At 62.1% G+C, this 23,912-nt stretch carries 20 protein-coding genes and 4 pseudogenes; 12 read left to right on the top strand and 12 right to left on the bottom strand.

Features of this window, described 5'->3' with window-relative positions; all coding sequences use genetic code 11:
* The 7 genes and pseudogenes from tdh to AC0L2B_RS17215 form a co-directional block, all read left to right on the top strand.
* Positions 1-231 (top strand): annotated as a pseudogene (gene tdh / locus AC0L2B_RS17185) (L-threonine 3-dehydrogenase); the annotation flags it as partial.
* A gap of 209 nt (positions 232-440) precedes the next feature.
* Entirely contained in the window at positions 441-1,748 is a 1,308-nt protein-coding gene (locus tag AC0L2B_RS17190) for an NAD(P)/FAD-dependent oxidoreductase (RefSeq protein ID WP_473746199.1), read from the top strand.
* A 252-nt stretch (positions 1,749-2,000) separates the two neighbouring features.
* Positions 2,001-2,867, top strand: coding sequence for a GNAT family N-acetyltransferase (locus AC0L2B_RS17195; protein WP_473746200.1), 867 nt, complete (start codon positions 2,001-2,003; stop codon positions 2,865-2,867).
* A gap of 19 nt (positions 2,868-2,886) precedes the next feature.
* On the top strand, positions 2,887-4,056 hold the full coding sequence (locus tag AC0L2B_RS17200; protein WP_473746201.1) for an alanine racemase: 1,170 nt from the start codon (positions 2,887-2,889) through the stop codon (positions 4,054-4,056).
* Positions 4,057-4,117: 61 nt separating this feature from the next.
* On the top strand, positions 4,118-5,392 hold the full coding sequence (locus AC0L2B_RS17205) for an NAD(P)/FAD-dependent oxidoreductase (RefSeq protein ID WP_473746202.1): 1,275 nt from the start codon (positions 4,118-4,120) through the stop codon (positions 5,390-5,392).
* On the top strand, positions 5,389-6,843 hold the full coding sequence (locus AC0L2B_RS17210) for an aldehyde dehydrogenase family protein (RefSeq protein ID WP_473746203.1): 1,455 nt from the start codon (positions 5,389-5,391) through the stop codon (positions 6,841-6,843). The genes AC0L2B_RS17205 and AC0L2B_RS17210 overlap by 4 nt, the downstream gene beginning before the upstream one ends.
* A 176-nt stretch (positions 6,844-7,019) precedes the next feature.
* Positions 7,020-7,212, top strand: a pseudogene (locus AC0L2B_RS17215) (ISAzo13 family transposase); the annotation flags it as partial.
* Between the two features lie 134 nt (positions 7,213-7,346).
* Here AC0L2B_RS17215 and AC0L2B_RS17220 read toward each other — a convergent pair.
* From AC0L2B_RS17220 to AC0L2B_RS17230, 3 genes are read right to left on the bottom strand one after another with little or no spacing between them, the layout of a single operon-like run.
* Positions 7,347-8,045, bottom strand: coding sequence for a 4-hydroxythreonine-4-phosphate dehydrogenase (locus AC0L2B_RS17220; protein ID WP_473746204.1), 699 nt, complete (start codon positions 8,043-8,045; stop codon positions 7,347-7,349).
* A gap of 18 nt (positions 8,046-8,063) precedes the next feature.
* Complete coding sequence (gene pdxA / locus AC0L2B_RS17225; protein WP_473746205.1) at positions 8,064-9,056, bottom strand: 4-hydroxythreonine-4-phosphate dehydrogenase PdxA; 993 nt, start codon at positions 9,054-9,056, stop codon at positions 8,064-8,066.
* A complete protein-coding gene (locus tag AC0L2B_RS17230) occupies positions 9,043-10,209 on the bottom strand; it encodes a four-carbon acid sugar kinase family protein (protein ID WP_473746206.1) in 1,167 nt (388 codons plus the stop codon). The genes pdxA and AC0L2B_RS17230 overlap by 14 nt, the downstream gene beginning before the upstream one ends.
* Between AC0L2B_RS17230 and AC0L2B_RS17235 the strand changes: the two genes are divergently transcribed.
* From AC0L2B_RS17235 to AC0L2B_RS17250, 4 genes are all read left to right on the top strand, one after another.
* Positions 10,117-11,184 carry a LysR family transcriptional regulator gene (locus AC0L2B_RS17235; protein ID WP_473746345.1) on the top strand — a complete coding sequence of 356 codons (1,068 nt, stop codon included), beginning with the start codon at positions 10,117-10,119 and terminating at the stop codon, positions 11,182-11,184. The two genes, AC0L2B_RS17230 and AC0L2B_RS17235, sit on opposite strands and share 93 nt — an antisense overlap.
* A 187-nt stretch (positions 11,185-11,371) precedes the next feature.
* Entirely contained in the window at positions 11,372-12,040 is a 669-nt protein-coding gene (locus tag AC0L2B_RS17240; RefSeq protein ID WP_473746207.1) for a haloacid dehalogenase type II, read from the top strand.
* An 83-nt stretch (positions 12,041-12,123) separates the two neighbouring features.
* Positions 12,124-13,359, top strand: a complete 1,236-nt coding sequence (locus tag AC0L2B_RS17245; RefSeq protein ID WP_473746208.1) for a phosphotransferase enzyme family protein — start codon at positions 12,124-12,126, stop codon at positions 13,357-13,359.
* A gap of 85 nt (positions 13,360-13,444) precedes the next feature.
* Entirely contained in the window at positions 13,445-14,773 is a 1,329-nt protein-coding gene (locus tag AC0L2B_RS17250) for an aspartate aminotransferase family protein (RefSeq protein WP_473746209.1), read from the top strand.
* Positions 14,774-14,930: 157 nt separating this feature from the next.
* On the opposite strand, the pseudogene AC0L2B_RS17255 reads toward AC0L2B_RS17250, so the two are convergent.
* The 3 genes and pseudogenes from AC0L2B_RS17255 to AC0L2B_RS17265 all read right to left on the bottom strand — a co-directional run.
* A pseudogene (locus AC0L2B_RS17255) lies at positions 14,931-15,110 on the bottom strand (FAD-dependent oxidoreductase); the annotation flags it as partial.
* A gap of 24 nt (positions 15,111-15,134) precedes the next feature.
* The gene (locus AC0L2B_RS17260; RefSeq protein ID WP_473746210.1) at positions 15,135-15,518 is read right to left on the bottom strand and encodes a hypothetical protein; all 384 of its coding nucleotides are present in this window, start codon (positions 15,516-15,518) and stop codon (positions 15,135-15,137) included.
* A 705-nt stretch (positions 15,519-16,223) separates the two neighbouring features.
* Complete coding sequence (locus AC0L2B_RS17265; protein ID WP_473746211.1) at positions 16,224-16,760, bottom strand: phosphoribosyl-AMP cyclohydrolase; 537 nt, start codon at positions 16,758-16,760, stop codon at positions 16,224-16,226.
* A gap of 131 nt (positions 16,761-16,891) precedes the next feature.
* On the opposite strand from AC0L2B_RS17265, the gene AC0L2B_RS17270 reads away from it, so the two are divergent.
* Positions 16,892-17,818, top strand: coding sequence for a LysR family transcriptional regulator (locus tag AC0L2B_RS17270; protein WP_473746212.1), 927 nt, complete (start codon positions 16,892-16,894; stop codon positions 17,816-17,818).
* A 767-nt stretch (positions 17,819-18,585) separates the two neighbouring features.
* Here the strand turns inward: AC0L2B_RS17270 and AC0L2B_RS17275 are convergent.
* The 6 genes and pseudogenes from AC0L2B_RS17275 to AC0L2B_RS17300 form a co-directional block, all read right to left on the bottom strand.
* Positions 18,586-19,538, bottom strand: a pseudogene (locus AC0L2B_RS17275) (quinone oxidoreductase family protein).
* Positions 19,535-20,311: an alpha/beta fold hydrolase gene (locus AC0L2B_RS17280; RefSeq protein ID WP_473746214.1), complete on the bottom strand. Its 777-nt coding sequence runs from the start codon at positions 20,309-20,311 to the stop codon at positions 19,535-19,537. The pseudogene AC0L2B_RS17275 and the gene AC0L2B_RS17280 overlap by 4 nt, the downstream one beginning before the upstream one ends.
* 106 nt (positions 20,312-20,417) lie before the next feature.
* Positions 20,418-20,930, bottom strand: a complete 513-nt coding sequence (locus AC0L2B_RS17285; protein WP_473746215.1) for a cytochrome P460 family protein — start codon at positions 20,928-20,930, stop codon at positions 20,418-20,420.
* Between the two features lie 19 nt (positions 20,931-20,949).
* Entirely contained in the window at positions 20,950-22,008 is a 1,059-nt protein-coding gene (locus AC0L2B_RS17290) for an alpha/beta fold hydrolase (protein WP_473746216.1), read from the bottom strand.
* A 59-nt stretch (positions 22,009-22,067) separates the two neighbouring features.
* Entirely contained in the window at positions 22,068-22,484 is a 417-nt protein-coding gene (locus AC0L2B_RS17295) for an organic hydroperoxide resistance protein (protein ID WP_023801884.1), read from the bottom strand.
* A 32-nt stretch (positions 22,485-22,516) separates the two neighbouring features.
* Entirely contained in the window at positions 22,517-23,791 is a 1,275-nt protein-coding gene (locus AC0L2B_RS17300) for an epoxide hydrolase family protein (RefSeq protein WP_473746217.1), read from the bottom strand.
* Positions 23,792-23,912 lie beyond the last annotated feature (121 nt).

The following is a 23,912-nucleotide window of genomic DNA, read 5'->3' on the forward strand; positions in this document are numbered from 1 at the left end:
GCGCCGACCGGCTTCGAGATCGACTGGAACAAGGTCATCTTCAAGATGCTGCATCTCAAGGGCATCTATGGCCGCGAGATGTTCGAGACCTGGTACAAGATGATCGCGCTGGTGCAGGGTCCGCTCGATGTCGGCGGGCTGATCACCCACCGCATCGGCGTGGACGACTATATTTTCGGCTTCGAGGCGATGAAGAGCGGCAATTCCGGCAAGGTGGTGATGGACTGGTGAGGGCGGCCTTGGGGCTGACTACAGGGCTCGCCATTCGCGGCGTGAACGTCCGGGAATAGCGCGATTTTTGAGTTCGTGAGGGCGATGATGACGCTTCTTTATCATTCAGGGCTATCGAATCCAGGACTTGACTGCCATCCGGCGCACCAGCCGCTGACAGGCGGTTGGTCATGTCGAGAAGCATTCCGCTACGGACCGGGCAAGCACGAATGAAGACTCAAATTGTCGTCGTTGGCGGTGGGGCTGGAGGTCTTGGACTCGTGCGCCGGCTCGGAGCACGGCTCGGCCGCAAGGATTTCGATATCATTCTTGTCGAGCGGAACCACACCCATGTCTGGAAGCCGCTGCTCCATGAGGTTGCGGCCGGATCACTCGACGCAAATCTTGACGAAGTGGGCTACCGCGGCCACGGGCACCGTTGGGGCTACCGCTTCTTCTACGGGTCGCTGGAGGCCATCGATCGCACCGCGCGGCAGGTCACAGTGGCGCCGATATTCGACGATGACGGGTCGGAGCTGGTTGGTCGACATCGGCTCCGATACGACTACCTGGTTATCGCAATCGGGTCGGTTTCAAACGACTTCGGCACTCCCGGAGTCAAGGATCATTGCCTTTTCCTCGAAGACCGTCACCAAGCGGATCGCTTTCGATTGAAGTTGTTGAATCATTGTCTTCGAGTTTCCAGGACAATGTCAGCTGATTCAACCGACGACGCCTTTGTTGATATAGCTATCGTAGGTGGCGGCGCGACAGGCGTCGAACTCGCTGCTGAACTCTACAATGCTGCATCGTCTCTCAGACATTATGGCCTGGAGGTCTTCGACGAGACCCGGCTGAGGGTCACTTTGATAGAGGCCGGGCCGCGGATTCTTCCGGCTCTCCCAGAAGCTTTAGCAAAGGCCGCGCATCAGGAACTTGAGGCCCTCGGCGTCCGGGTGCTCGCAAACACGGCTGTATCCGAAGCAACGGAACAGGGACTGAGGTGTGCTACCGGGGAGCAGATACACACCAATATTTGCGTCTGGGCTGCAGGAGTGCAGGGGGCAAATATTCTGGGAGAGCTCGACGGACTTGAGGTGGCGCGCAGCAGGCAACTTGTCGTCCTTCCCACCCTCCAAACGAGCCGGGACGAGCGCATCTTCGCTATCGGCGATTGCTGCTTCTTCAAGCCAGATGGGGCGGGCGGCCCGGTGCCACCACGAGCTCAGGCTGCCCACCAGATGGCATCGACCGCTTATCGCAACATTCTTCACTTGATTGCCGGGGAAACGCCGGAGGCATTTGTCTATCGGGACAAGGGCTCGCTCGTGTCGTTGAGCCGGTTTTCCACCGTCGGCAGCTTGATGGGAAACCTCGTCGGAGGGCGGATGGCGATCGAGGGGCGGCTGGCCAGGATGATCTACGTCTCTTTGTACCGCATGCACCTGGTGGCCATACATGGCTGGATCAAGGGCTTGGCTCTTATCCTGGTCGGCCATGTCAACCGGGTTGTCCGTCCGCGTCTCAAATTGCATTGACGTTGGTCAGGCGCGTGGCAGACTGGGACCGAAGGATGCCGCCGAGGTATGCATTGCACCTCGCCTGACGACGCCCGAGTGGTCTTGCCGCGTTCCTCGCCCGATTTGCGCCATATGGCATGCCGACGGACGGCTCAAAACCAATGATCCCGCTGAATTGAAAGGGCAAAACAGCAGCCAAATCTGTCCGCCGGATGCGACGCTAAGGTACGACTTCAATCTGACTTTGGATCAAGCGACAGCGTTGCACTCATGACCGTTGAGCATGACAGAGATACCGTCAGCGTCCCGACCGAGCTGATGAAAATCGAGACCCGCCATGTGCCGGGCGCGCTGAAGCTGTCGCAGGAGATGGGCTGGCCTTATCGCCAGGAGGACTGGGAATTTGCCGTGACTGTCGGCACTGGGCTGGTCCTCGAGCGGGCGGGACAGGTGATCGGCACTGCCATGTCCTGGAATTACGGACAGGCCTATGCCACTGCCGGGATGATCATAGTCACTGGCTCGGCGCAAGGCGGCGGCAACGGCTCCCGGCTCTTTGACGGGTTGCTTCAGGCAGCGGACGGGCGCAACGTGCTGCTCAATTCTACGGAAGAGGGGCTCGGGCTCTACAAGCGACGCGGCTTCACAGCCTGGGGCACGGTGATTCAGCACCAGGGCCCGCTGACCGTTGCCGTGACGCAGAGTGCGCGCGACGACATCCGCCAGGCGACGGCCTCTGACCTCGCGGCAGTCCAGGCCTTCGACGAACGGGCGACAGGCATGCCCCGGCCGTCGATGGTGGCTGGCCTCGCTGATGCGGGCAATGTTCTGGTCATCCAACGCGCGGGGCGGATTGCAGGCTACGCCATCGCCAGGCGGTTCGGCCGCGGCTATGTCGTCGGCCCTGTTGCTGCTGAAAGCGCCCAAGACGCGCGACTCCTGATCCTGGCCCAGCTTGCGACGCTTCACGGCCAGTTCGTGCGCATCGACGTCTATGCCGAACACGGATTGGGCGACTGGCTGGAGAGCCTGGGCCTCGCGCGTGTCGGGGCTGTGATCGCGATGGTCAAGGGGCGACGGCCGGTCTGCGACGGGACGGCCAGCATGTATGCCTTGGCAAATCAGTCGTTCGGTTAAGGAATGAGGTAGGGTAGCGATGGATACGAATGTAGATATCCGTGAGGCGGTCCAAACGATCGATGCCCTCATCACCCCGTCGCTGCTTCTGGACCGGGGGCGGATCGAGCGCAACATCCAGCGTCTGGCCGAGCATGCCAGAGAGCTTGGCGTAGTGCTGCGCCCGCATATGAAGACGGCCAAAAGCATCGACGTGGCCCGACATGTGTTCCCCGGCGAACCCGGCCCGATCACGGTCTCGACCATCGCCGAGGCGGAGTATTTCGCCGGCCACGGCTTTCGCGACATCACCTATGCAGTCGGCATGTCGCCGGCGTCGGCCGTCCGCGCCATGGAGCTTTGTCGCCGCACCGGCGCCGATGTGAAGCTGCTGCTCGATTGCGTGGAGCAGGCCGACGCCCTGGCCGGTGTACGCGAAGCCACCGGTGTGACGCCGTCCGTCTTCATCGAACTGGACTGCGACGACCATCGCGGCGGATTGAAGCCGGACGATCCCAAGCTGCTCGATGTGGCCGACAGGATCGTCGCAGCCGGCGCCAACCTGGTCGGCGTCCTCGCCCATGCCGGCGAGTCCTATGGCTTGAGCACGCCCGATGCACTGGTCAAGGCAGCCGAGGACGAGCGTTCGGCCACCGTGCGCGCCGCCGAAACTTTGCGCGCCCACGGCCATGCCTGCCCGATCGTCAGCCTCGGCTCGACGCCGACGGCGCACTTTGCGGAGAACCTCGAAGGCGTCACTGAACTGCGCGCCGGGGTCTACATGTTCTTCGACCTCGTCCAGCACGGAGTAGGGGTCTGTGCCATCGACGACATCGCGATTTCCGTGTTGGCCACGGTGATCGGCGCCAAGCCGGAAAAGGGATGGGTGCTGGTCGACGCGGGCTGGATGGCGCTTTCGCGCGACCGCGGAACCGCAAACCAGAAGATCGACCAGGGTTACGGTGTCGTCTGCGATGAAAAGGGGCGGGTGCTTGAAGATGTGATCGTGGCGCAGGCCAGCCAGGAACACGGTATCCTCGCCATTCGTGCCGGTTCTGGAAAGTCCATGCCCGATTTGCCGCTCGGGGCTCGGGTTCGGATTCTGCCCAACCATGCCTGCGCGATGGCCGCCCAGCATCATTTCTACAGCGTCGTCAACGAGGACAGTCCCCGGATCGAAGCGCGTTGGGAGCGGATCCGCGGATGGTAGGGGCCGCAATCGCAAAGCTTTGCATGGCGCCCATGCAAACTGACGCACTGGTAGTGCAATCATGAAGTTTACATCTTATTGGCTGGATACCTCTCAGCCGTTCAATGAGGGCGCGTCCAAACCACTCGAAGGCGACTACGATGTGGCGGTTGTGGGCGGCGGCCTGACCGGATCCTCCGCCGCGTTGGCCCTCGCCAAAAAGGGCGCCCGGGTTGCACTGTTGGAGGCCGAAACGATCGGCAACGCCGCTTCCGGTCGCAACGGCGGGATGTGCAACAACGGTTTTGCCCAGAACTACGCGATCATGGCCGGCAAGCACGGCAAGCCGGCCGCAATCGCGCTCTACAAGGCTTTCGACTCCGGCGTCGATATGGTCGAGCGGCTGGTGCAGGAAGAAAAGATCGACTGCAGCTTCTCCCGCGTCGGCAAGCTCAAGCTTGCCGCCAAGCCTGAGCACTACGACATGCTGGCGCGCAGCCAGGAACTGCTCGCCGCCGATGTCGATCCCGGAACGAGGATGATCGCGCGCGCCGACCTGCGAAGCGAAGTCGGCACCGACCGCTACCATGGCGGGCTGCTGTTTCCCAAGAGCGCCAGCATGCATGTCGGCCGTTTCGTCCGGGGTCTGGCGACCGCTGCGGCGCGGCGGGGCGCAGAGGTCTATGAAAACGCCCCCGTCATGGTTTTGCGCAAGGTCGCCGACGGGCATGAGGTCGAGACGCCGCGCGGCAAGATCGTCGCGCGTCAGGTCCTGCTGGCGAGCGGCATTTCCCAGGTCGGTCCGCTCGGATGGATCCGCCGCCGCATCGTGCCGGTCGGCGCCTTCCTGGTCGTGACGGAACCGCTGTCGCCTTCGCAACTCGAGCGCCTCATGCCGACCCGACGCAATGTCGTCGACACGCGCAATCTGGTCGTCTACTGGCGGCTGACGCCGGACAATCGCATGCTGTTCGGCGGGCGGGCCCGGTTTGCAGTGTCCAACCCGCAGTCCGACGAGAAGAGCGGCCGGATCCTGAAAGCGGCGATGGTCGAGGTGTATCCGGAACTGGCCGACATCCGCATCGATTACTGCTGGGGCGGCATGGTCGACATGACCCGCGACCGCCTGCCGCGCGCCGGGGAGCGCAACGGAATCTACTACTCCATGGGCTATAGCGGCCACGGCACCCATATGTCGACGCTGATGGGCAGCATCATGGCCGATGTCATGGACGGGCGTCCCGACCTGAACCCCTGGAAGGATTTCGACTGGCCGGCGATCCCTGGATACTTTGGGCGTCCCTGGTTCCTGCCGATCCTCGGCGCCTATTACCGCATGAAGGACCTTGTCACATGATTTCGCCCCTCGAACACCTGTCCCGCAACGGCCGCCTCGACAAGTTCTTCATCGACGGTCAATGGGTCGAGCCGAAGGGCACCGCCGAGGGCGTCGTGGTGAATCCCGCCACCGAAGAGATCGTGGCTCGGTTTCCGCTCGGAAACAGCTGGGATGTGGACGCGGCCGTTGCAGCGGCCCGCCGGGCGTTCGCCACCTGGAGCCGTACCAGGCCGGAATACCGCGCGGGTCTGCTTGATCGCCTGCAGGCGCTGCTCGAAGCGCGCAATGAACTGCTTGCGCAATGCTTGAGCCTCGAAATGGGCGCGGCGATCGGATATGCGCGCACCGCGCAGGTGCCGCTCGCGATCGCCCATGTGCAAGTCGCTCGCGATGTCCTGAAAACCTTCCCCTTCGTCGTGCAGCGCGGCCACACCGCCGTCACCCACGAACCGATCGGTGTCTGCGCCCTGATCACGCCCTGGAACTGGCCGCTCTACCAGATCACCGCCAAGGTTGCGCCGGCGCTCGCCGCAGGCTGCACGGTCGTGCTGAAGCCAAGCGAACTCTCTCCTTTGGACGCCCTCCTGTTCGCCGAGGCGATTGAGGAAGCCGGCTTCCCTGCCGGTGTCTTCAACCTCGTCAATGGTGACGGCCCAGGCGTGGGCATGGGTCTCGCCTCCCACAGGGATGTCGACATGATCTCCATCACCGGCTCCACCCGTGCCGGCATCGCGGTGGCCCAGGCCGCCGCGCCGACGGTCAAGCGCGTCGGACAGGAGCTCGGCGGCAAGTCGCCGAATGTGATTCTGCCCGACGCCGATCTCGATCGTGCCGTTTCGCTGGGCGTAGCCGCCGCCTTCCGCAATCTCGGCCAGTCATGCAGCGCGCCGACGCGGATGATCGTGCCGCGCGAGCGGCTGTCCGAGATCGAGGCAATCGCCAGGAGGGCCGCAGCCCAGATCATCGTCGGCGATCCGCTTTCAGAAGCCACCACTCACGGTGCAATCGCCAACCGTTCCCAGTTCGACCGCATCCAAACCATGATCGGCGTCGGCATTTCGGAAGGCGCCAGGCTCCTCACCGGCGGGTCGGGTCGCGCCAACGATCTGAGCGCCGGGTTCTATGTAAAGCCGACCATCTTTTCCGACGTGCGCACAGGCATGCGCATTGCCCAGGAAGAGGTTTTTGGGCCAGTTCTGTGCATCATCCCCTACGACACAGTCGAAGAGGCCATCACTATCGCCAACGATACGGTCTACGGCCTGGGGGCCCATGTACAGGGCGAGGATATGGGCGCCGTCAGGGACGTTGCAACGAGGATCCGCGCCGGTCAGGTTCATCTCAACTACCCGGCCTGGGACCCGCACGCCCCGTTTGGCGGCTTCAAGCAGTCCGGAAACGGACGCGAATATGGCATCGAAGGCATGTTGGAGTATCTCGAGGTCAAATCCATCCTCGGCTATCTCTAGGCGACATTTCGCCTGGCGCAGAGGGCGCAGCTGCCGTCTACGCCTGTAGGTTGAGCGGATCGCTAATCAGTTAGAACATGTCGATTGATGACTGAATCGGATTTGGTGACGTCTGCGTCGGTTTGACTCATCAGGTTGCGATTCTATTCGGTCGCTTTGTGGGTCACCGATCGGGCATGATCGACCGACGCGGAATCGAGCAGCGGTGGAGGCGGACCGCTCGAAGCGGACGAGCGTGGCCGCCGGGTATTCGCTGCGAGTGAGGCTCGTGCTGCGGGTTGTGGGCTTGCGGTGGTGTCTGAGATCACCGGTCTGGCCCGTTCGACGATCGGGCGTGGCATCAAAGACCTCGAAGTTGCGACGGCGCGCGGGCAGGTGCCGTCGACAGGGCGTTTGTCTTGCGATCGAATGTAGTGGCAGAGAACTCTGGCCTGGAGCTTCCTCGATCGTTCGAAGCGCCGCCGTGCTGAGTTCAATTTGTGATTAGATTATTTTGACCAGGACTAACCTCCCACCCTCTCTTGATGTCCTTCGAGGCACGCCGAGATCGCCCGCAACTGGAATTCCAGTGCGGGACCCTCCGCCGGGAACCGGCCGTCCAGCGCGGAGGTGCCGACGGTAAATCCCGCTGCGCCACTGTTGCGAATGGTGTTGATCTGATCCGGCCGGTCCACCGATCCCGCGACGATAACGGGCTTGGGCACGGCCCGGCACACAGCGTCGATCAGAGACGGCACATTGCCTGCCGAACGGTAGGCGAGAAGGTCGAGACCGGCGACACCGGGATGGCTGGCGAGCGCAACCGCGCTTTTGACGATCTCGGCCTGCGATCCTTCCAAAATGCTCGGGTGCCCGACGATGCGACCCGGAAACGGATAGTAGCGGATGGGCGTCCCTTCCAGCAGCGGCAGCACGTCTTCGGCATGGGTGCCACCGAGAAGAAAGTCGACGCCGAGGTCGATCGCCGCCTTGACCGAGCGGATCTCGCTGTCGCGGTCGAGCGATACAACTTCGAGATAAGTGTTGGCTCCGCCCTCGCGGATCTGGCGGGCGAGGGCGGCAAGCGCGTCGAGCGGCAGGCCGATGTCCTTGAAGCCGATGTGGCGGATTCCGGCTCCGAGCGCCGTTTCGGCGTGGACGGCGGCGTCGGTCACCGTGCGGTCGTTGCGTGTCAGCATGAAGATGAAGTCGAATTGGGTCATGGGGTGACGGCTTTCTGGTTAGGGGAGGGAGGCCTTCAGCCTAAGGGCGTAGTCGAAGGCGGTCTCCAGGCTGGAGGGGTCGGCAACGCCGGACCCCGCGATGTCGAAGGCGGTGCCGTGATCGGGGCTGGTGCGCACGAATGGCAGGCCCAGCGTGACGTTCACGCCATGGTCGAGGCCCATATATTTGACCGGGATGAGACCCTGGTCGTGATACTGGGCGACCACGATGTCGAACCGGCCCTTGCGGGCCTGCATGAACACGGTGTCGCCTGGCCATGGGCCGGAGGCGTCGATGCCTTCGGCACGGGCCGCCTCGATTGCCGGCCGGATGATGCGGATTTCCTCGTCTCCGAAGAGACCGCCTTCGCCGGCATGCGGATTGAGGCCGGCGACGGCGACGCGCGGATGGGAGATGCCGAGCGCCTTCGCACCGGCATCGGCCAACCGGATGGCATCCATCTGCGCCGCGAAATCGCCTTTGCGGATCGCCTCGGACAGCGAACAATGGATGGTGACGAGGACCGTGCGAATGTCCTCGTTCGCCAGCATCATGGCGACCTTGGGAGCCCCGCCATGATCGGCCAGGATTTCGGTGTGGCCGGGATAGTGCAAACCGGCTGCTGCGAGTGCTTCCTTGTGAATCGGCGCCGTTACGATGCCGCCCACCCAACCGTCCCGCGCCAGTCCGATCGCGACAACGATGGCGTCGAACGCCGCGCGTCCACTGACGGCCGAAACCTGCCTGACCGGTGGCAGGGCGGAAAGCTGCGAGGAGCAAAGCACGTTGAGGGTTCCGTCATCGAGCACGGTCTCATCGACGGAAGCGATCGGCCGGATCCGCACATCAGCATCGAGCGCGCAAAGGGCGTGGGTCATCACCAGCGGATCACCGACGACGATCCAGTGTCGCTTGTCCGGGCGACGGAGATACATTTTTGCAATGATCTCGGGGCCGATGCCGGAGGGGTCACCCATGGTCACGGCGAGAGGAGCGTCATGGGCGGTCATGAATCAGCCTTTCAGGGAAGCGGTTTGCCAGCAGGTCGCGGGCGGCATCAAGGAGTGCAGAGGGTGAGCCGAAGCCTCCCGCCTTCATGGCGATGGTGAGCGGCGTCCCGTCCGCCCGTTCGGCGCGGCCGACCGGAAAGCCGGGCTCCAGCTCGCGGGTGAGACAGAAACGGCCGATGCCGAGGCGGTCGAGGATCGCCGCCATCGTCTCGCCGCCGGTGGCAATCACCGCGTCATAGTCGCGCCGGGCGACCGCTGCGGCTGCTTGTGCGGCGAGGTTCGTCGTCACCGCGCTGGCATTCTCCTGCCGTTGCAGCGGTGCCCGAAGACAAATCACACGGGCGTCGCCGGGAGCGTCGACCAGGTTGCTGACGACGGGAACGCCTTGTACCTGCAAGGTCTCGCATTGGGCGCGCGTCACCGGATTGGCGCTTCCTGCGACGATCACCACCCGCCCGGCGGCTTTACCCGTTACCGGGCGTTCATCCGGCACGGCAGGGACCAGCGATGCCAGCGCGATGGCGAGACCAGGAGAGCCCACCCAAAGAACAGTCTCAGGCTCGGGGATGCCGGCGACCTGCCGGTTCAGTATGTCCTGGCTGTCGGCGTCGAGGATCAGAATGGACCCTTTCCTCGCCGCATCGCCGGAACTGTCTGGGGCGATAATGATCGGTTTCCCCAGGGACGGGTCGACCAGATCGGCGATGTCCGAGGTGCCTGCGGGGTGGACTGGATCACGGCCGTAGACGCTTTGACTCACGGGAATGCCGTTCACCGTCTGGATCCCGCCGACGGTGAGCCGCCCCGCTTCGGGAAAGGCTGGAGCGATGACAAGCCTGCTCCGGCCGCTGGCGCGAAAGGCGGCGGCGACTTCCACGCGGATATGGCCGCGCAGGGTCGAATCGATCGTTTTGAACAGAAGGCGGGCATTCGAGAGGGCCGACACGGCGTCGGCCGTAGCCTTTCTTGCCTGCGGGATGTCGGAGGCGCGGCTGTTGGTATCAATCGAAGTGATCGCTCCATTCTCCGCGCCGTCGACCTGTCGCGTGATCACAGGTGCATAGCCTCTCGCGAGAAAGGCCGCCGCGCCGTCGGTAGCGCTGGTCAGATCGTCGGCGACTATCCCGATCAGGAGAGATGTGTTCCGCTTCATGTCGGTGATAATAGCAGAATTGTCGGAACCGATTATCCATATGATCTGACGATTTATGGTGATATGACGTCACCAATGAAGCGTTCTGAAGTACCTTCGCTCGACGACCTGCGCGCCTTCCAAACAGTGGCGCGTCTGGGATCTGTGCGTGCTGCGGCTGCCGAACTCGCTCTGACGCATGGTGCAGTCAGCCGCCGCGTCTCCAAACTGGCCGCCGATCTTGGTCTGCGGTTGCTCGAAGCGGACGGACGCGGGGTGCGTCTGACCTCCGATGGCGCGAAGCTGGCGGAGGCAACCGGCAAGGCATTCCATTTAATCACTGATGCCTTGGCAGAAATCAGATCCAGCTCGACGCCCATTCCGATCATCCTGTCCTGCGAACGCTCGCTGGCGATGCGCTGGCTGATCCCGCGCCTGTCTGGGTTTCAGGATCGATACCCGGATGTCGAGGTGCATCTGTCGACCGGCGGCGGAGGGCTCGACTTCGCACGTGACCGGGTGACGCTTGCGATCCGCCGTCTCGATTTTCCGATGGACCCGGAATGGACCATCATCAGGCTGATGCCGGAACGGGTTGGTCCGGTCATGCTGCCATCCCTGCGCAAGCGGTTCGAGAGTGGCGACTATGTGGCGCTCGGATCACGGACGCGACCGGATGCCTGGGAAGCGTGGCTCGACGCGCACATGGACGCGCCGCGTCCTCGAACGACCCGATTGCTGGACCATCATTTCCTGATGGCAGAAGCCGCCCTGGGTGGTCTTGGCGTTGCTCTTGCCCCCCAGGCGATTGCAGCGGACGACGTCGCGAATGGGCGATTGGAAGCACCACTCGGCTTTGATCGCGACGGGACGGACTACGGCCTGATCCATCCGAAGTCGATCATTGTTTCAACCGGCCTCTCCGCGTTGGGTGATTGGCTGACCGCAGAGTCCGACACATCGTTCAAGCGGCAGGTGCTTGAGAACAGCTATTAGGAAAATAACGTCGCCTTTGCGCCCGTAGCGGCTCAGGCAGGGCGAAAGAGACAGCACTGCGAAAGGGCGTGCTGGTTTGGCGGTCGACCGGAGGGCCTTGTGCCGGATGACCTCGCATTGCGGCACATTCTGCCAAACGCCTGCGATTATGCTCGGCTGATAGGGCAGATTGACAGGAACCAAGGACATGGATCGCTTCCGGCCGAAATACGTGACGTTTGATTGCCACGGCACGCTCATCAATTTCCAAATGGCGGACGCCGCCAGGGATCTGTTCGGTCATCTTCTGGATGGGCCGCGCATGGACGAATTCATCAGGAACTTCCAGGGCTACCGCCTCGATGAGGTGCTGCAGGACTGGAAGCCTTATGCAGATGTCGTTCACAACGCACTGGAGCGCACCTGCCGCCGCAACAGCGTCGCATTCCGTGCCGAAGACGCCGAAACTATCTACAACCGCATCCCGACCTGGGGGCCGCATCCCGACGTCCCCGAGGGATTGGCCAAGCTGGCCAAGGAAATTCCGTTGGTCACCCTGACGAACTCAATGGTGGCCCAGATTCCGTCGAACGTAGCAAGGCTCGGTGCGCCGTTTCATGCCGTCTTGACCGCTGAAGAGGCGGGTGCCTACAAGCCGCACTTCAAGGCGTTCGAGTACATGTTCGACACGCTGGGCTGCGGCCCGGAGGACATCACGCATGTGTCCTCGTCCTTCCGCCACGACCTGATGTCCGCCTATGATCTGGGGATCAAGAGCAAGGTCTGGGTCAATCGCGGCCACGAGCCGGCCAATCCCTTTTACGAATACACCGAAATCCGCGATGTGACGCAGCTGCGAGGCGTTTTCGGACTCTGACGGGCGAGGGCAGGCCGGAGCCCCGCAGAGCACTGCGCCCATTTTCGAGGGCGGCCAGCGGCGGCGTCTCAACATCGCGAGAAATGGAACTGCAGGGCGTCATCGCTGGAGCGCTCCATCTGTCGAAGCATGAAGGACAACGGTTCCCCAACAGGCGAGGATCTTTCGAATTGGGTGCTTATGGTGATCTGGTCCCCGATGAAGAAGCTGGTCAGCTCGATGGCTCCATGACGGCAGGACGCGACCATCTGCCTTACGCGGCAGCTTCAACCGAAGCTTATTTTCGCGCTGCCGCCGCAAGCCTGGCGATGCGGCCGGGCGCTTCCGAACCGGACATGTCGGCGGCACTACTGAAGCGCCACTACGGATTGACGGGATCGATCGCGACATTGTCCTCCGAGGTTGAGCGCACCGTTGACGTCAACCTGCTGGACGGCCGCCGGTTGATCCTGAAGACGTCGGCAACAGCGGAGGCGGTCGACAGCTTTCGTTTTCAAACCGCCGCCATGGCCGGATTGCAAGGGTTCACCGGCTTCGTCGCACCCGAAGTGCTCCGCACGACCAGCGGCGCGTTGATGTTCGAGCAAGAGGGGATGTTCGAGCAAGAGGGGACATGCGGGTACTTGCAGACCCGGATCGAGGGCATTCCGCTGCACCAGGCGACGCCAACTCCCGACCTGCTTTTTCGAACCGGCAGCGCTCTCGCCCGGCTGGACCTGGCTCTTGAGCTGGTCAGTGTGCCCGCGGCTCACCGTCCCGTTCTTTGGCACATTGGTTGCTGGTCGAGGTTGATGGAACTGGAGCAATACCTGCCATCCGGGAGCATTGCCGAGAGCGTACGCGTCGCGATGGCGGAGTATGCGGAGTTCGTTGAGCCACAAATCTCTGATGTGGCGTGGCAGGTAACGCATAATGATCCTAGCCCATTCAATATGATGGTGACTGGCCAGGGAATGGGTTTTATCGATTTCGGCGACGGCTGCTGGAGCCCGAGGATCCAGGACCTGGCGATCGCAGCAAGTCACGTCGTAGGGGATTCGACACTTCCTTTGGGTGGAGCCGAGCATCTTATTGCCGGCTATGCCTCTGTCATTGCACTTTCGGCACTGGAAGCAAAATTGCTCGTCGGACTGATGCGGGCGCGACAAAGCGCGTTGATCCTGGTCAACTACTGGCGGTCTCACCTTTTTCCGGCCGATGCCCAATACATCAAAAAGAATGTCGCGCGTGCCGAGCACGGACTTTCCATCCTGGCGCCTCTTGGTGTCGCATCGGGCGAGGCAGCCGTCCTGGCGGCAATGTCGTCGTTTCAGCCGTAATGCATCTCGGTTCGCTCGACCGGCACGGTAGCCAAAAGACGAACCGCGAATTGATCAAGGTACTCTTTCAGATAGGCAGCAGCACATGTCCACAGATCTCATGCCTAATCGCTACAGGCCCGGCGAATCCGATCTTCCGAGGCGCGAGTCCGAGCTCATTGCTCGCCGTGACGAAGTACTTGGGGCCTCCTATCGGCTTCAGTACCGCCGGCCCGTGCACTTCGTACGCGGCGAAGGCATGTGGCTCTACGACCCTGACGGGCGTGCCTATCTTGATTTCTACAACAACGTGCCGTCGCTCGGCCATTGCCACCCAGAAGTAAACGCCGCAATGGCTGAACAGGCGGGCCGGATAAGCGCCAACACGCGCTATCTCGAGCCAAAACTTATCGACTATGCCGAGCGACTGGTCGACACTTTCCCAAGCGAGCTCGACCGGGTGGTTTTTACCTGCACGGGGAGTGAATCCAACGACCTGGCCCTGCGTATCGCGCGATTTGCGAGCGGCAATGAAGGCGTGATCGTCTCGACCTACGCCTATCACGGCACCAGCGCGGCTGTCGCCGCGGTTTCCCCGAACCTGGGCGACGCCGTCAAGCTCAGCCCATTCGTGCGCATGGTCTCCCTGCCGGGGCCGGCGGGTGTGCCGGAATCACAAGCTGCGGACTTTTTCGAGGCGCAAGTACGCGCGGCCATTGTAGATCTGAACCGTCGTGGCATCGGCGTTGCGGCCCTGCTCATCGACAGTATTTTTTCCAGCGACGGCGTATGGGTCGATCCTCCTGGCTTCATTGCCGGTGGAGTTGCGGCGGTGCGAGAGGCAGGTGGTCTCGTCATCGCCGACGAAGTTCAGCCGGGTTTTGGGCGAACCGGCGCTCATATGTGGGGCTTTGAACGGCACGGGATCGTTCCCGATCTCGCTACCCTCGGCAAGCCGATGGGCAACGGATTTCCAATTGGCGCGGTCGTTGGTCGCAAAGCACCGATGGAGCAATTTGGCGCAACCGCTCGCTACTCCAACACGTTCGCCGGAAATACGGTTGGCATAGCGACCGCCGACGCCGTGCTGGCGATCCTGCAGCGCGACCAGATCCCCCAGAAAGCGCTTGCCATGAGCCAGCGCCTCCGAGCCGGGTTGGAGAAAATCGCGCAGCAGCCATATGGAGTGCGCGCTATCCGAAACGCCGGTCTGTTCTTTGGCATCGACATCGGGCGTGAGGGTGCCCCGGCCGCAAGCCGGCGGGCAATGGCGCTGGATGTGGTGAACGCACTGCGCGGCGACGGCGTCCTTGTCAGCACGACAGGGGCCAACGAGGATTCGCTCAAAGTGCGCCCGCCGCTCGTTTGCCAGGCCGAGCATGTCGATCTTTTTCTTGCAGCCATCGAGCGGGCGCTCATCAAGGTAGCGGGCTAGACCGCATAGCTGCGAGCAGGTGGCCAGGTCCTGGTTCCCAGGTCCTGGTCAATGCATGCCGAGATTGGCGTGTCGGGTCGGCCGCTTTGGGGCCTGTCGGCTGGATCAGGCAAGCATATCCTTCAGCCGATAATAGGTGCCCCACCATTGGCAGGAATCACGGCTTGCCGGTATGCAGCGGGACGGCATTCCAGTCCATGCCGCCGATTGGATTGGTATCCGTGCGGCCCATTGCAATGTCCGCTAGGACATTTCCGATCAGCGTCGAGAGCTGCGCGCCATGTCCTGAATAGCCCATGCCGTAGATCAGGCCATCGGCGGTGCCGGCGCGCGGATAGACGGTACGTGCCGATGCGCGGCGTCAGCACGATGCGCGCGCTCCGCTGACGGTCGCTTGCAGCGCATCGACAAACACATCGAGTTCATCCTTGTGCATGTAGATGTGCGGGGAAACGCGCATCCCGGCGATATCCTCGACCCGGCGATATTTGACATGGACCCGGTGCTGCTCACGCAGCACGCGCTCGAGCAGCCGCGAATCGACGCCGTCGATGGAAAAGAGCGCCACGGCGCCCAAGGGTCCGGCATCAACTGGCTCGGCATCAAGGGACCCGGCATTAAGCGGCGTATGCAGGCGAAAGCCCGGAATGTCGCGTGCGCGCTCGATCCAGTACCGCGTGAGTTCGCTGAGGCGCCGCTGGATCCTCTCGACGCCGATCCGGCGATGCAGGCGGATCGCTGGCATGATGCCCGCCTGGATGGCCGAATTATAGGCGCCAAGGCTCCAGTGATCGAACTTGTCGATCCTGAGCGGCGGCGGATCGAAGGGCGCAAGCAGCGGCCTCCTTCTGGCTGACCGGGTCGAGGCGGGATGTAGGATGTAGCCTCGTCCGCAAATACAGGCCCGGGCGAACGATCGGTTCTTCCCTCATCGGCCTCGGCTCGGTTGTCGTTCCGCTTGGTTGATGGGCAGCGACCGGAACACATCCGCGCGTTGTTTCGACATTTCGTCGAGGCTCAGCTTCCTGCCGTTTGCCGCGTCGTGTTCGAGGGAGCCGGCGGGAACTCGGCGGTGTCGGTGAACGAAGCCAGCCCCTACATTGCAGCCACGGTGCGGGCGCTTGACGCAGAATGGCCAGAGCCAACCCTGATCAAAGGAACGGGCGGCACGATTCCCTTGGTGGGACTGCTTGCCGACCGCCTTGGCGTCGATTGCATAGTGACGGGCTTTATCCTGCCTGACGACGCCATTCATGCCCCTAACGAGCGGTACCATGTCGAACGACTCCGCAAGGGGATACGCAGTTGGGTGAGGATCCTGGCGGAACTAACGGTCGGCCCAGGCCGCGCCGGGCAAGGTGCGGGCACCCTAAAAGCGAAGCGGGGCCGGTCGATCCGGCCCTGCTCGCCTACTGCCGCAACCTGAAGAGGTTCTCGTCTTACACCCAGATCAGTTTGGCGAATAAGGCAGCGACGAGTGGTGCAGGACGATCTTCAGCTGACCGTCACCCATTCGCTCAATTCCAAAAGAGTATTCGACCTTGGTCTCGGAGCCGTCCGTCTTCGTGAAATAGTAGTTGCCCATCGACATGGCACTATCGCTGTCGACGATCGTGCCTTCGTTTTCCCAGCGCACCTCGGTGTAGGGCGCAATCGCGAATCCCTTGTCTTCGCTCACAACTCCCGTGACGAAATATGACAATGCCTCCTCGAAAGTGCCGCGGAACTGGTCTTCGTCTGCAAGTGTGGGCTTGAACAGAACTTCTTCCTCTCCATAGGCATAGAATTTCTTGAGATGCTCCTCGGCAGCAGCTCTGTAGTCGCCACCATCGCTGAAGACCTGCCCGATATCGACAATACCCTCGCCCCAGGCCTTCTGAAGCGCGACGACTTCGTCCGCGGTAACTGGGGTCATCCCCTTGGCTTGCGCGGATCCCACGGCCATCAGGGCAATTGCGCTAGCTGCCATCGCTATCTTGTTGAGCATTCTGTTTTCTCCGTTTGCTACACGGGCGTCGCCGCCCACGGGGATAAGTTGGTGACCGGAGATCGATGAAACCAATGGTAATTTTCTGTTGAATCGATAGCTTCCAGCTATCAATCAAAGGAACATTCATAATGCGCCCCACGTTCCGCCAGCTTCAGTATTTTGTGGCGGTCGCCGATCAGTCCGGATTTGGCGCAGCCGCTCAGGAGCTGGCCGTCAGCCAGCCCAGCTTGTCCAAACAGCTCGCGACCATGGAGGCAGAACTTGGCATCGCCCTGTTCGAGCGCACCTCCCGGCGCGTGCAGCTCACGCCACTGGGTGAAATCCTTTTGCCCAGAGCGCGCGCGATCTTGCGGGATCTGGAAGAGTTCCGGGGCTTGGCCAGACACGCCGATGGCAAGCTGAACCTGCGCCTCAACATCGGCGTGCTGCCATCGGTCGGAGCCTACTACATGCCATTGGCGACCCGCCGACTGCATGCGTCTTTTCCCGATCTCAGGCTAGCCGTTCAGGAGGGTGCAACGCGCGATTTGCTGAACCATTTGCGTGAGGGGCGGTTGGATGCGGTTATCGGTTCCCCGACGGAAAACCCCGAGTTTCGCACCCGCCCGTTGTTCACTGAAACTCTGTGGATCTGCGCTGCGGCCGATGATCCCCTCTCATCGTCAGACGGACCCGTTACGCTTGCGGATCTTGCCGCGAAGCCGCTTTTGTCCCTGAGCCCGGGATACCGGCTCACCGAGATAGTCGAGCGACTTGCCGCACTGGCGGGAACGCAGGTTAGCCGGGACTATCAGGGCGCGAGCCTTGACGCCGTTCGCCAAATGGCTGTCATGGGCGCTGGTGTCGCGGTGTTGCCATCGCTGTATGCGTTGGGAGAGGCGATCCGGGACCCGGAATTCATCCTCCGCCGTCTTGATCATCCAGAAGCGCGACATGAGATCGCCCTTCATTGGCGTCGTAGCTCACCCATGAATTCGGCTTTCGAGAAGCTGACCGCCGCTCTTGTGGCGGTCAAGGAGGAAATCCGAGCAGCCCGCGGAGAGCAGTTTCCCTAGCACCGCGTTTGCCTTGAGTGATGGCCTCCTGTACCTGCTGGTGGGCGCCGGGACCGGCCGTCCCTCCGAAAACCTCAGCAGCCGTGCTATCGGGCAACAGGAAAAATCCCCTCAAGCAGAAAAGCGGTGTTGAGTGACATTGATGGTTACGCTTTGAAAATAGAATGAAATGGGGTCACATATCATAGTGGTCGGCAATGTCAGTCTGCCCAATCTCAGTGCCGTTTAAAAAATGTGAATAAATGATTGAAAGACATATGAGATTCGCGATCGCGCCGATGATGGATTGGATGGACATCGCGAAAAGCAACGCCTATCCAATAACTTAGGTGGTTCCGTTTCTCTGAGTTGTACTGTTGTTGTACTCGTCCAGAGTGCTTGGGCACAAAATGGGCCGCGTTTTGCCGTTGCCTGACTAGTGCAGGATTTGAACCTGTGAACTTCAGGTTTGAGTTTTCGAGCCGGAATGCTGGTGCAGTGGCGCCTAAGTATCTCCCGTTTCCGCTTACGCCCACAGGGTCTTCCTTGCCTACGTGCGCGGAGAACCTGGGGGACGGGTTGATCGCCGTCTTCGAGCTCACCAATCATCCCAACATCGACCCTGTCGAGACCATAGAGGCGGGCCTGACGGGCTATGACGCGCTGATTGCTGGTCAGCCACGACGAGACCTTCCTTGCGATTGTCGGCGCGCCAACCGGCGGAGTGATCTCGGAAACTTCGCCTCTTGGGCCTCGCGAGCACCGTATCGCGAGGCAGGCCGGATGGCTCAGGGAATGAGCAGAAGCTTGCCCGTCGTGGCGCGGCTTTCCATGTCGGCATGGGCGCGTGCTGCTTCGGCGAGCGGGTAAACGCCGCCGATCCGGATCTTCAGGTTCCCCTTCACGATCCAGTCGAAGAGTTGGCTGGTGCGGGCGCGAAGCAGTGCCGGGGTGTAAATATGATCGAAGAACCTAGCGTAGCCGATCTTGATGCTTTTCGGCAGGCTCATGATGTCGAGCGGTCCGGGACCGCCCAGCACCGGGCCGTACCAGCAGAAGGTGCCGGAGCGGCGCAGGGAGTCGAGCGAAGCCTGAAAGGTCTTCGGGCCGGAACCGTCATAGACAACATGGACGCCTTCACCGCCGGACAGGCGAACGACTTCCTCGGCGAATCGCCCCTCGGTGTCCACGATCACATGGTCTGCTCCGGCCTCTCCTGCGACGGCGATCTTGTCTGCGGACGAGACGCGGCCGATCACGTGCCCCCCTCTCAGCTTTATGATCTGGGTGAGCAGCAATCCGACGCCGCCCGCCGCCGCATGGACCAGCGCCACGTCGCCGGGCTGGACGGGATAGAAGTCGGTGGCGAAGTGGCTGGCGGTCAGCCCCTGCATCATCACGGAAGCGGCCGTACGATCATCGATCCCGTCCGGAAGCGGCACGAGCGCGTCCGCAGAAAGAGTGATACGCTCGGCATAGCTTCCCGGCGCGTATACCCAGGCAACCCGTTGCCCGGGCCGGAAATGCTCTACTCCATCGCCCACGGCGAGCACCCGTCCGACACCCTCTACGCCCAGAATTCCGTCCAGGCCATGCCCTTTCGGACGCCGATGTCCATGAAGTTCACGCCCGCCGCGGTGACCTCGACCAGAACTTGGCCGCTCGCGGGAGCAGTTTCGGAGCGCTCGACGAATTCGAGCGCATCCGGTCCCCCGGTGCGGTTCATGACAATGGCTTTCATCGCGATATCTCCGTCGCAGCATTCTCAATCAGCCGCGCTACGGGTTCAGGGTTCGACACCATCACTACGTGCGAAGCGCCCTTGATTGCGACCGTTTCGCGGGCGTGAGCCCGTTCAGCCATGTAGGCAGATGCTCGCGGCGGGATGTTCTTGTCCGCGTCGCCGTAGATGAACCAGCTTGGGATATTCTTCCAGCCAGCCTTGGTCTGGGCTTCGTTGAGGGCCGCTTCCGTGATCGGCCGCTGCGTTGCGGCCATCAGCCTCCCCTCGGCATCGGAGACGTCTGCCGCGAACTGATTGTGGAACTTATCCTGCTGGATGTATAAATCCTTTCCACCGCCTGACAGCGCGACCGGGGGAGCAAGTGTGGGACCAAGTGTGCTGCCTTCAAACTTTCCGGCAAGTTGGGCAGCCGTTTCGCCCACCTCTGGCGCAAACGCGGCGACATAGACCAGCGCCTTCACATTGGCATGACCACCGGCCGCATCGCTGATCACCGACCCGCCATAGGAGTGGCCGACGAGAACGATTGGCGCTTCTATCGAGGCAAGCACAGCGGCGACATAGTCTCCGTCACTTCTGACGCCTCGCAACGGATTGGCTGCCGCCACGACGGAAAAGCCATCCTTCTCAAGAATCTCAACGACACCGTTCCAACTCGAAGAGTCGGCGAAGGCGCCGTGAACCAGGACGATGGTGGGTTTGTCGGGCTGCGCAAGAGCGTTGCCGAACGTGGCCGCGATAATTGCGAGGCCTGCGAGCAAGATTTTCATCTGAACGTGCTTTCGTTGTGGGTGCGGTCTTCACTGCGCCGAGCGCAGGGTAAGGGGCGGGGCTGCCGCATACTCGCCCCGGCGTTTCTCTGCGTGGGGAACCGAGTTACGGCGCGTAGCGGGTAAAGACGTAGTCGTGTCCCTGGACACGCGCCTCGTGGCAGGCGAAGCATGTTTCGTGCTGTGCTACGTCGGCTGGCTTGCCATTAATGAACCGGCCAAAACCCCAGCCGCCGCTCGAGGCGTATTTCTTCGAATCCTTGACCATGACCTGCACCGTCGTGGCCGCGCCGGGAACCGAGGCGGGTTCGAACTCGGTCGACTGCGTTTGCTTCCATGCAAGCTTGACGAGGACGGTGCCGTCCGGGAACGGCAGCGTGCTTTTTCGATAGGCATCCATCGCGACTGTATTTCCGACGACTGCGCGAAGCTCGTTCAGCGGATCGCCTTCCAAGGCCGGCCCGATGAGCTCCCAGCTGCGGTAACCGACCGGGATCGTCACGCCATAGATCGGCGAGGCTTCCGCGTTCTGAGCTCGAACGCTGTCGATCTCAACGCAGCCGATAGCGAGAGCGATCGACACGGCGATGACGGCTGCAATTGCAAGCTTGCGTCTCATGCGCTCGCTCCGTCCGCGCTCAGAACTTGTCGACGTCGATGATGGCCGTGGCGAAGGCATCAGGCGCCTCCTGCGGCAGGTCATGCCCGATGCCGCCGGTGATCAGCCGATGCTCGTACTTGCCGGAGAATTTCTTCGCATAGGCGTCGGGATCGGGATGTGGCGCACCATTCGCGTCGCCCTCCAGCGTGATCGTTGGCACGTCGATCTCCGGGCGCTTGGCAAGCTTTTCCTCCAGTTCGTCATAGCGGCGCTCGCCTTCAGCAAGGCCGAGCCGCCAACGGTAGTTGTGGAGGACGATGTCGACGTGGTCGGGGTTTTTGAACGCAGCGGCGCTTCCGGCGAAGGTCGCATCGTCGAAGTTCCAGCGCGGCGAGGCGAGCCGCCAGATCAGTTTGGCGAAGTCGTCCGTGTATTGCGCATAGCCGGCACGGCCACGATCGGTCGCGAAATAGAACTGATACCACCATTGCAGTTCGGCCTGTGGCGGTAGCGGCGCCTTGTTGGCCGCCTGGCTGCCGATTAGATAGCCGCTGACCGAAACCATGGCCTTGCAGCGCTCCGGCCAGAGCGCGGCAAGGATATTTGCCGTCCTCGCGCCCCAGTCGTAGCCGGCGACGATCGCTTTTTCGACGCCCAGGGCATCCATCAGGTCGATGATATCGACCGCCAGCGCAGCCTGCTGGCCGTTGCGAAGAGTGGCATCCGACAGGAACCGCGTCGTGCCGAAGCCGCGCAGATAGGGCATGATGACCCGATAGCCGGCTCCTGCAAGCAGCGGCGCGACATCGACATAGCTGTAGATGTCGTAGGGCCAGCCGTGCAGCAGTATGACGGGTGGCCCATTCGCCGGGCCGTCCTCGGCATACCCGACGGTGAGCAGACCAGCCTCGATCTGCTTCAGCGATGCGAATGAGTTTCGCAATCCTGTCCCGCCGGCTACTGTCGTCTGCGTCCCGCCCTGAGCAGTGGAGGTTCGGACCGCTCCTAACTGAGCCAACGCCACGGTCGCGGCCGCGATGCCGAACAGGCGTCGGCGATGATGGTCGACGACTTCCGGAATTTTGATTGCGTTCATGGGACTACTACCTTTGTTCATGTTTCCAGGGCAGTCGCGGCAGTGCCGAAACCGAGGGACTAGATCAGGTTGATTTCGACTTCGATGTTGCCGCGCGTGGCCTTCGAGTAGGGACAGGTCTGATGAGCAGCATCGACAACGGCCCGGGCGTCGTTGCGATCCATCCCTGGCAGGCTCACATTGAGCCGGGCGCTGAGAAAGAAGGCGCCGTCGCCGCTGTTGAGATCAACCTCCGCATCGATCGAAAGGTCTGCTGGCAGCACGACGTTCATTTTGCGCGCGGCGATCGCCATCGCGCCCTCGAAACATGCCGACCAACCGGCAGCAAAAAGCTGTTCGGGATTGGTGCCGCTGCCCGCGCCGCCGGGCGTCGAGAGCCTGATGTCCAGCCTGCCGTCGGAACTGCGTGAGCCGCCCTCCCGGCCGCCCGTTGTGTGCACCTTCGCTGTGTAGAGTCGTTTTGCTTGGGTAGTCATGGCATGCATCCTGTATGACATCGGATCTTCGGTTAGCGCAGCGATCTGAAAGCTGCACGGACCTCCTGCGTGAAGATTTCCGGCTGTTCCCAGGCAGCGAAATGCCCGCCGGCCTTGGCCTCATGGAAATAGATGAGGTTGTGGTAGCAGCGCTCGGCCCAGCTTCGCGGCGCGCAGTAGATTTCGCCGGGGAATACCGTCACGGCGACCGGAAGATCGGCAATGTCCACGGCATTGAAATTGTTGGAGTGGTCTTCCCAGTAGATCTGCGCCGCGGAGGTTCCGGTTTCAGTGAGCCAGTAGAGCGAGATGTCGTCGAGCATCTCGTCCTTGGTCAGAACCCGCTCGGGGTCGCCACCGCTATAGGTCCACTGCGCGAACTTCTCGTAGATCCACGCCGCCAGGCCGACCGGCGAATCCACCAGGGAGTAGCCGATGGTCTGCGGCCGCGTGACCATCATGGCGGCATAGCCGGAACTGTCCTTGTAGAAGGTGTCGAGCGCCTCGAACGCCGCTCTTTCCTTCTCGCTCAGTCCGCTCGGCGCCGGCCCGCCGGCCGCCAACACTGATGCAATTTCCGGCGGCACGGTCCCCGGCATGTTGACGTGTATACCAATGAGCCCAGGCATCTTCTGCAGCGCCATGCGGTGGGAGATGACCGAACCGCAGTCGCCACCCTGCGAGACGTAGCGGTCGTAACCCAGCCGCCCCATCAGCACGCCCCAGGCACGGCCGATATGGTCTGAGCCCCAGCCGGTCTCAGTCGGCTTCCCGGAAAAGCCGAAGCCGGGGATTGAAGGCAAGACGAGATGGAAGGCGTCCCCGGCAGCACCGCCATGGGCTGTGGGATCGGTCAGCGGACCGATGACCTTCATGAATTCTAGGATCGAGCCGGGCCAACCATGCGTCATGATCATCGGCATAGCATTCTCATGGCGGGACCGGACGTGGATGAAGTGGATAGCAACGCCGTCGATTTCGGTGACGAACATAGGCAGAGCGTTGAGCTTCGCCTCGACCTTCCGCCAGTTGTAATCGGTCATCCAATACCGAAGGAGATTCTGGAGCTTTGCGAGTTGCACGCCCTGCGACTGATCCGTGACGGTTTCCCGCAGGGGCCAGCGCGTCGTTGCCAGACGTCGACGAAGATCGACGATTGCCTCTTCCGTGATGTCGACGCGAAAGGGATGGACGGCTTCGATGTCGACGCTCGCGCGCGCCCTCGCGGGAAGCAGGCTCAAGGCGCCTGCCGCCACTGATGCGGCGAGCAGGCTTCGCCGCGTGAGCGATGGCGATGATGCGGGCATGGTCGTTCTCCTTGGGTCCGTCGGCAGAGAGGTTCTTGCTGCTTTCGACACATAGAAGGAGATCGCCCGAAGCGCCCGTTATGCATTATGATGCAACGTTAGCGCTCGTCGGCGAATGCAG

The organism is Mesorhizobium sp. WSM4815 (genome assembly GCF_055811575.1).

What these genes read in the sequence shown, in the direction of transcription:
- AC0L2B_RS17260 (WP_473746210.1), bottom strand. Translation starts at nt 15,518, where the DNA reads ATGCCAGCGATCCGCCTGCATCGCCGGATCGGCGTCGAGAGGATCCAG.
- AC0L2B_RS17300 (WP_473746217.1), bottom strand. Translation starts at nt 23,791, where the DNA reads ATGCCCGCATCATCGCCATCGCTCACGCGGCGAAGCCTGCTCGCCGCA.
- AC0L2B_RS17290 (WP_473746216.1), bottom strand. Translation starts at nt 22,008, where the DNA reads ATGAACGCAATCAAAATTCCGGAAGTCGTCGACCATCATCGCCGACGC.
- AC0L2B_RS17230 (WP_473746206.1), bottom strand. Translation starts at nt 10,209, where the DNA reads ATGAAGCGGAACACATCTCTCCTGATCGGGATAGTCGCCGACGATCTG.
- AC0L2B_RS17205 (WP_473746202.1), top strand. Translation starts at nt 4,118, where the DNA reads ATGAAGTTTACATCTTATTGGCTGGATACCTCTCAGCCGTTCAATGAG.
- AC0L2B_RS17210 (WP_473746203.1), top strand. Translation starts at nt 5,389, where the DNA reads ATGATTTCGCCCCTCGAACACCTGTCCCGCAACGGCCGCCTCGACAAG.
- AC0L2B_RS17270 (WP_473746212.1), top strand. Translation starts at nt 16,892, where the DNA reads ATGCGCCCCACGTTCCGCCAGCTTCAGTATTTTGTGGCGGTCGCCGAT.
- AC0L2B_RS17190 (WP_473746199.1), top strand. Translation starts at nt 441, where the DNA reads ATGAAGACTCAAATTGTCGTCGTTGGCGGTGGGGCTGGAGGTCTTGGA.
- AC0L2B_RS17280 (WP_473746214.1), bottom strand. Translation starts at nt 20,311, where the DNA reads ATGAAAATCTTGCTCGCAGGCCTCGCAATTATCGCGGCCACGTTCGGC.
- AC0L2B_RS17295 (WP_023801884.1), bottom strand. Translation starts at nt 22,484, where the DNA reads ATGACTACCCAAGCAAAACGACTCTACACAGCGAAGGTGCACACAACG.
- AC0L2B_RS17200 (WP_473746201.1), top strand. Translation starts at nt 2,887, where the DNA reads ATGGATACGAATGTAGATATCCGTGAGGCGGTCCAAACGATCGATGCC.
- AC0L2B_RS17195 (WP_473746200.1), top strand. Translation starts at nt 2,001, where the DNA reads ATGACCGTTGAGCATGACAGAGATACCGTCAGCGTCCCGACCGAGCTG.
- AC0L2B_RS17265 (WP_473746211.1), bottom strand. Translation starts at nt 16,760, where the DNA reads ATGCTCAACAAGATAGCGATGGCAGCTAGCGCAATTGCCCTGATGGCC.
- pdxA (WP_473746205.1), bottom strand. Translation starts at nt 9,056, where the DNA reads ATGACCGCCCATGACGCTCCTCTCGCCGTGACCATGGGTGACCCCTCC.
- AC0L2B_RS17240 (WP_473746207.1), top strand. Translation starts at nt 11,372, where the DNA reads ATGGATCGCTTCCGGCCGAAATACGTGACGTTTGATTGCCACGGCACG.
- AC0L2B_RS17285 (WP_473746215.1), bottom strand. Translation starts at nt 20,930, where the DNA reads ATGAGACGCAAGCTTGCAATTGCAGCCGTCATCGCCGTGTCGATCGCT.
- AC0L2B_RS17250 (WP_473746209.1), top strand. Translation starts at nt 13,445, where the DNA reads ATGTCCACAGATCTCATGCCTAATCGCTACAGGCCCGGCGAATCCGAT.
- AC0L2B_RS17220 (WP_473746204.1), bottom strand. Translation starts at nt 8,045, where the DNA reads ATGACCCAATTCGACTTCATCTTCATGCTGACACGCAACGACCGCACG.
- AC0L2B_RS17245 (WP_473746208.1), top strand. Translation starts at nt 12,124, where the DNA reads ATGGAACTGCAGGGCGTCATCGCTGGAGCGCTCCATCTGTCGAAGCAT.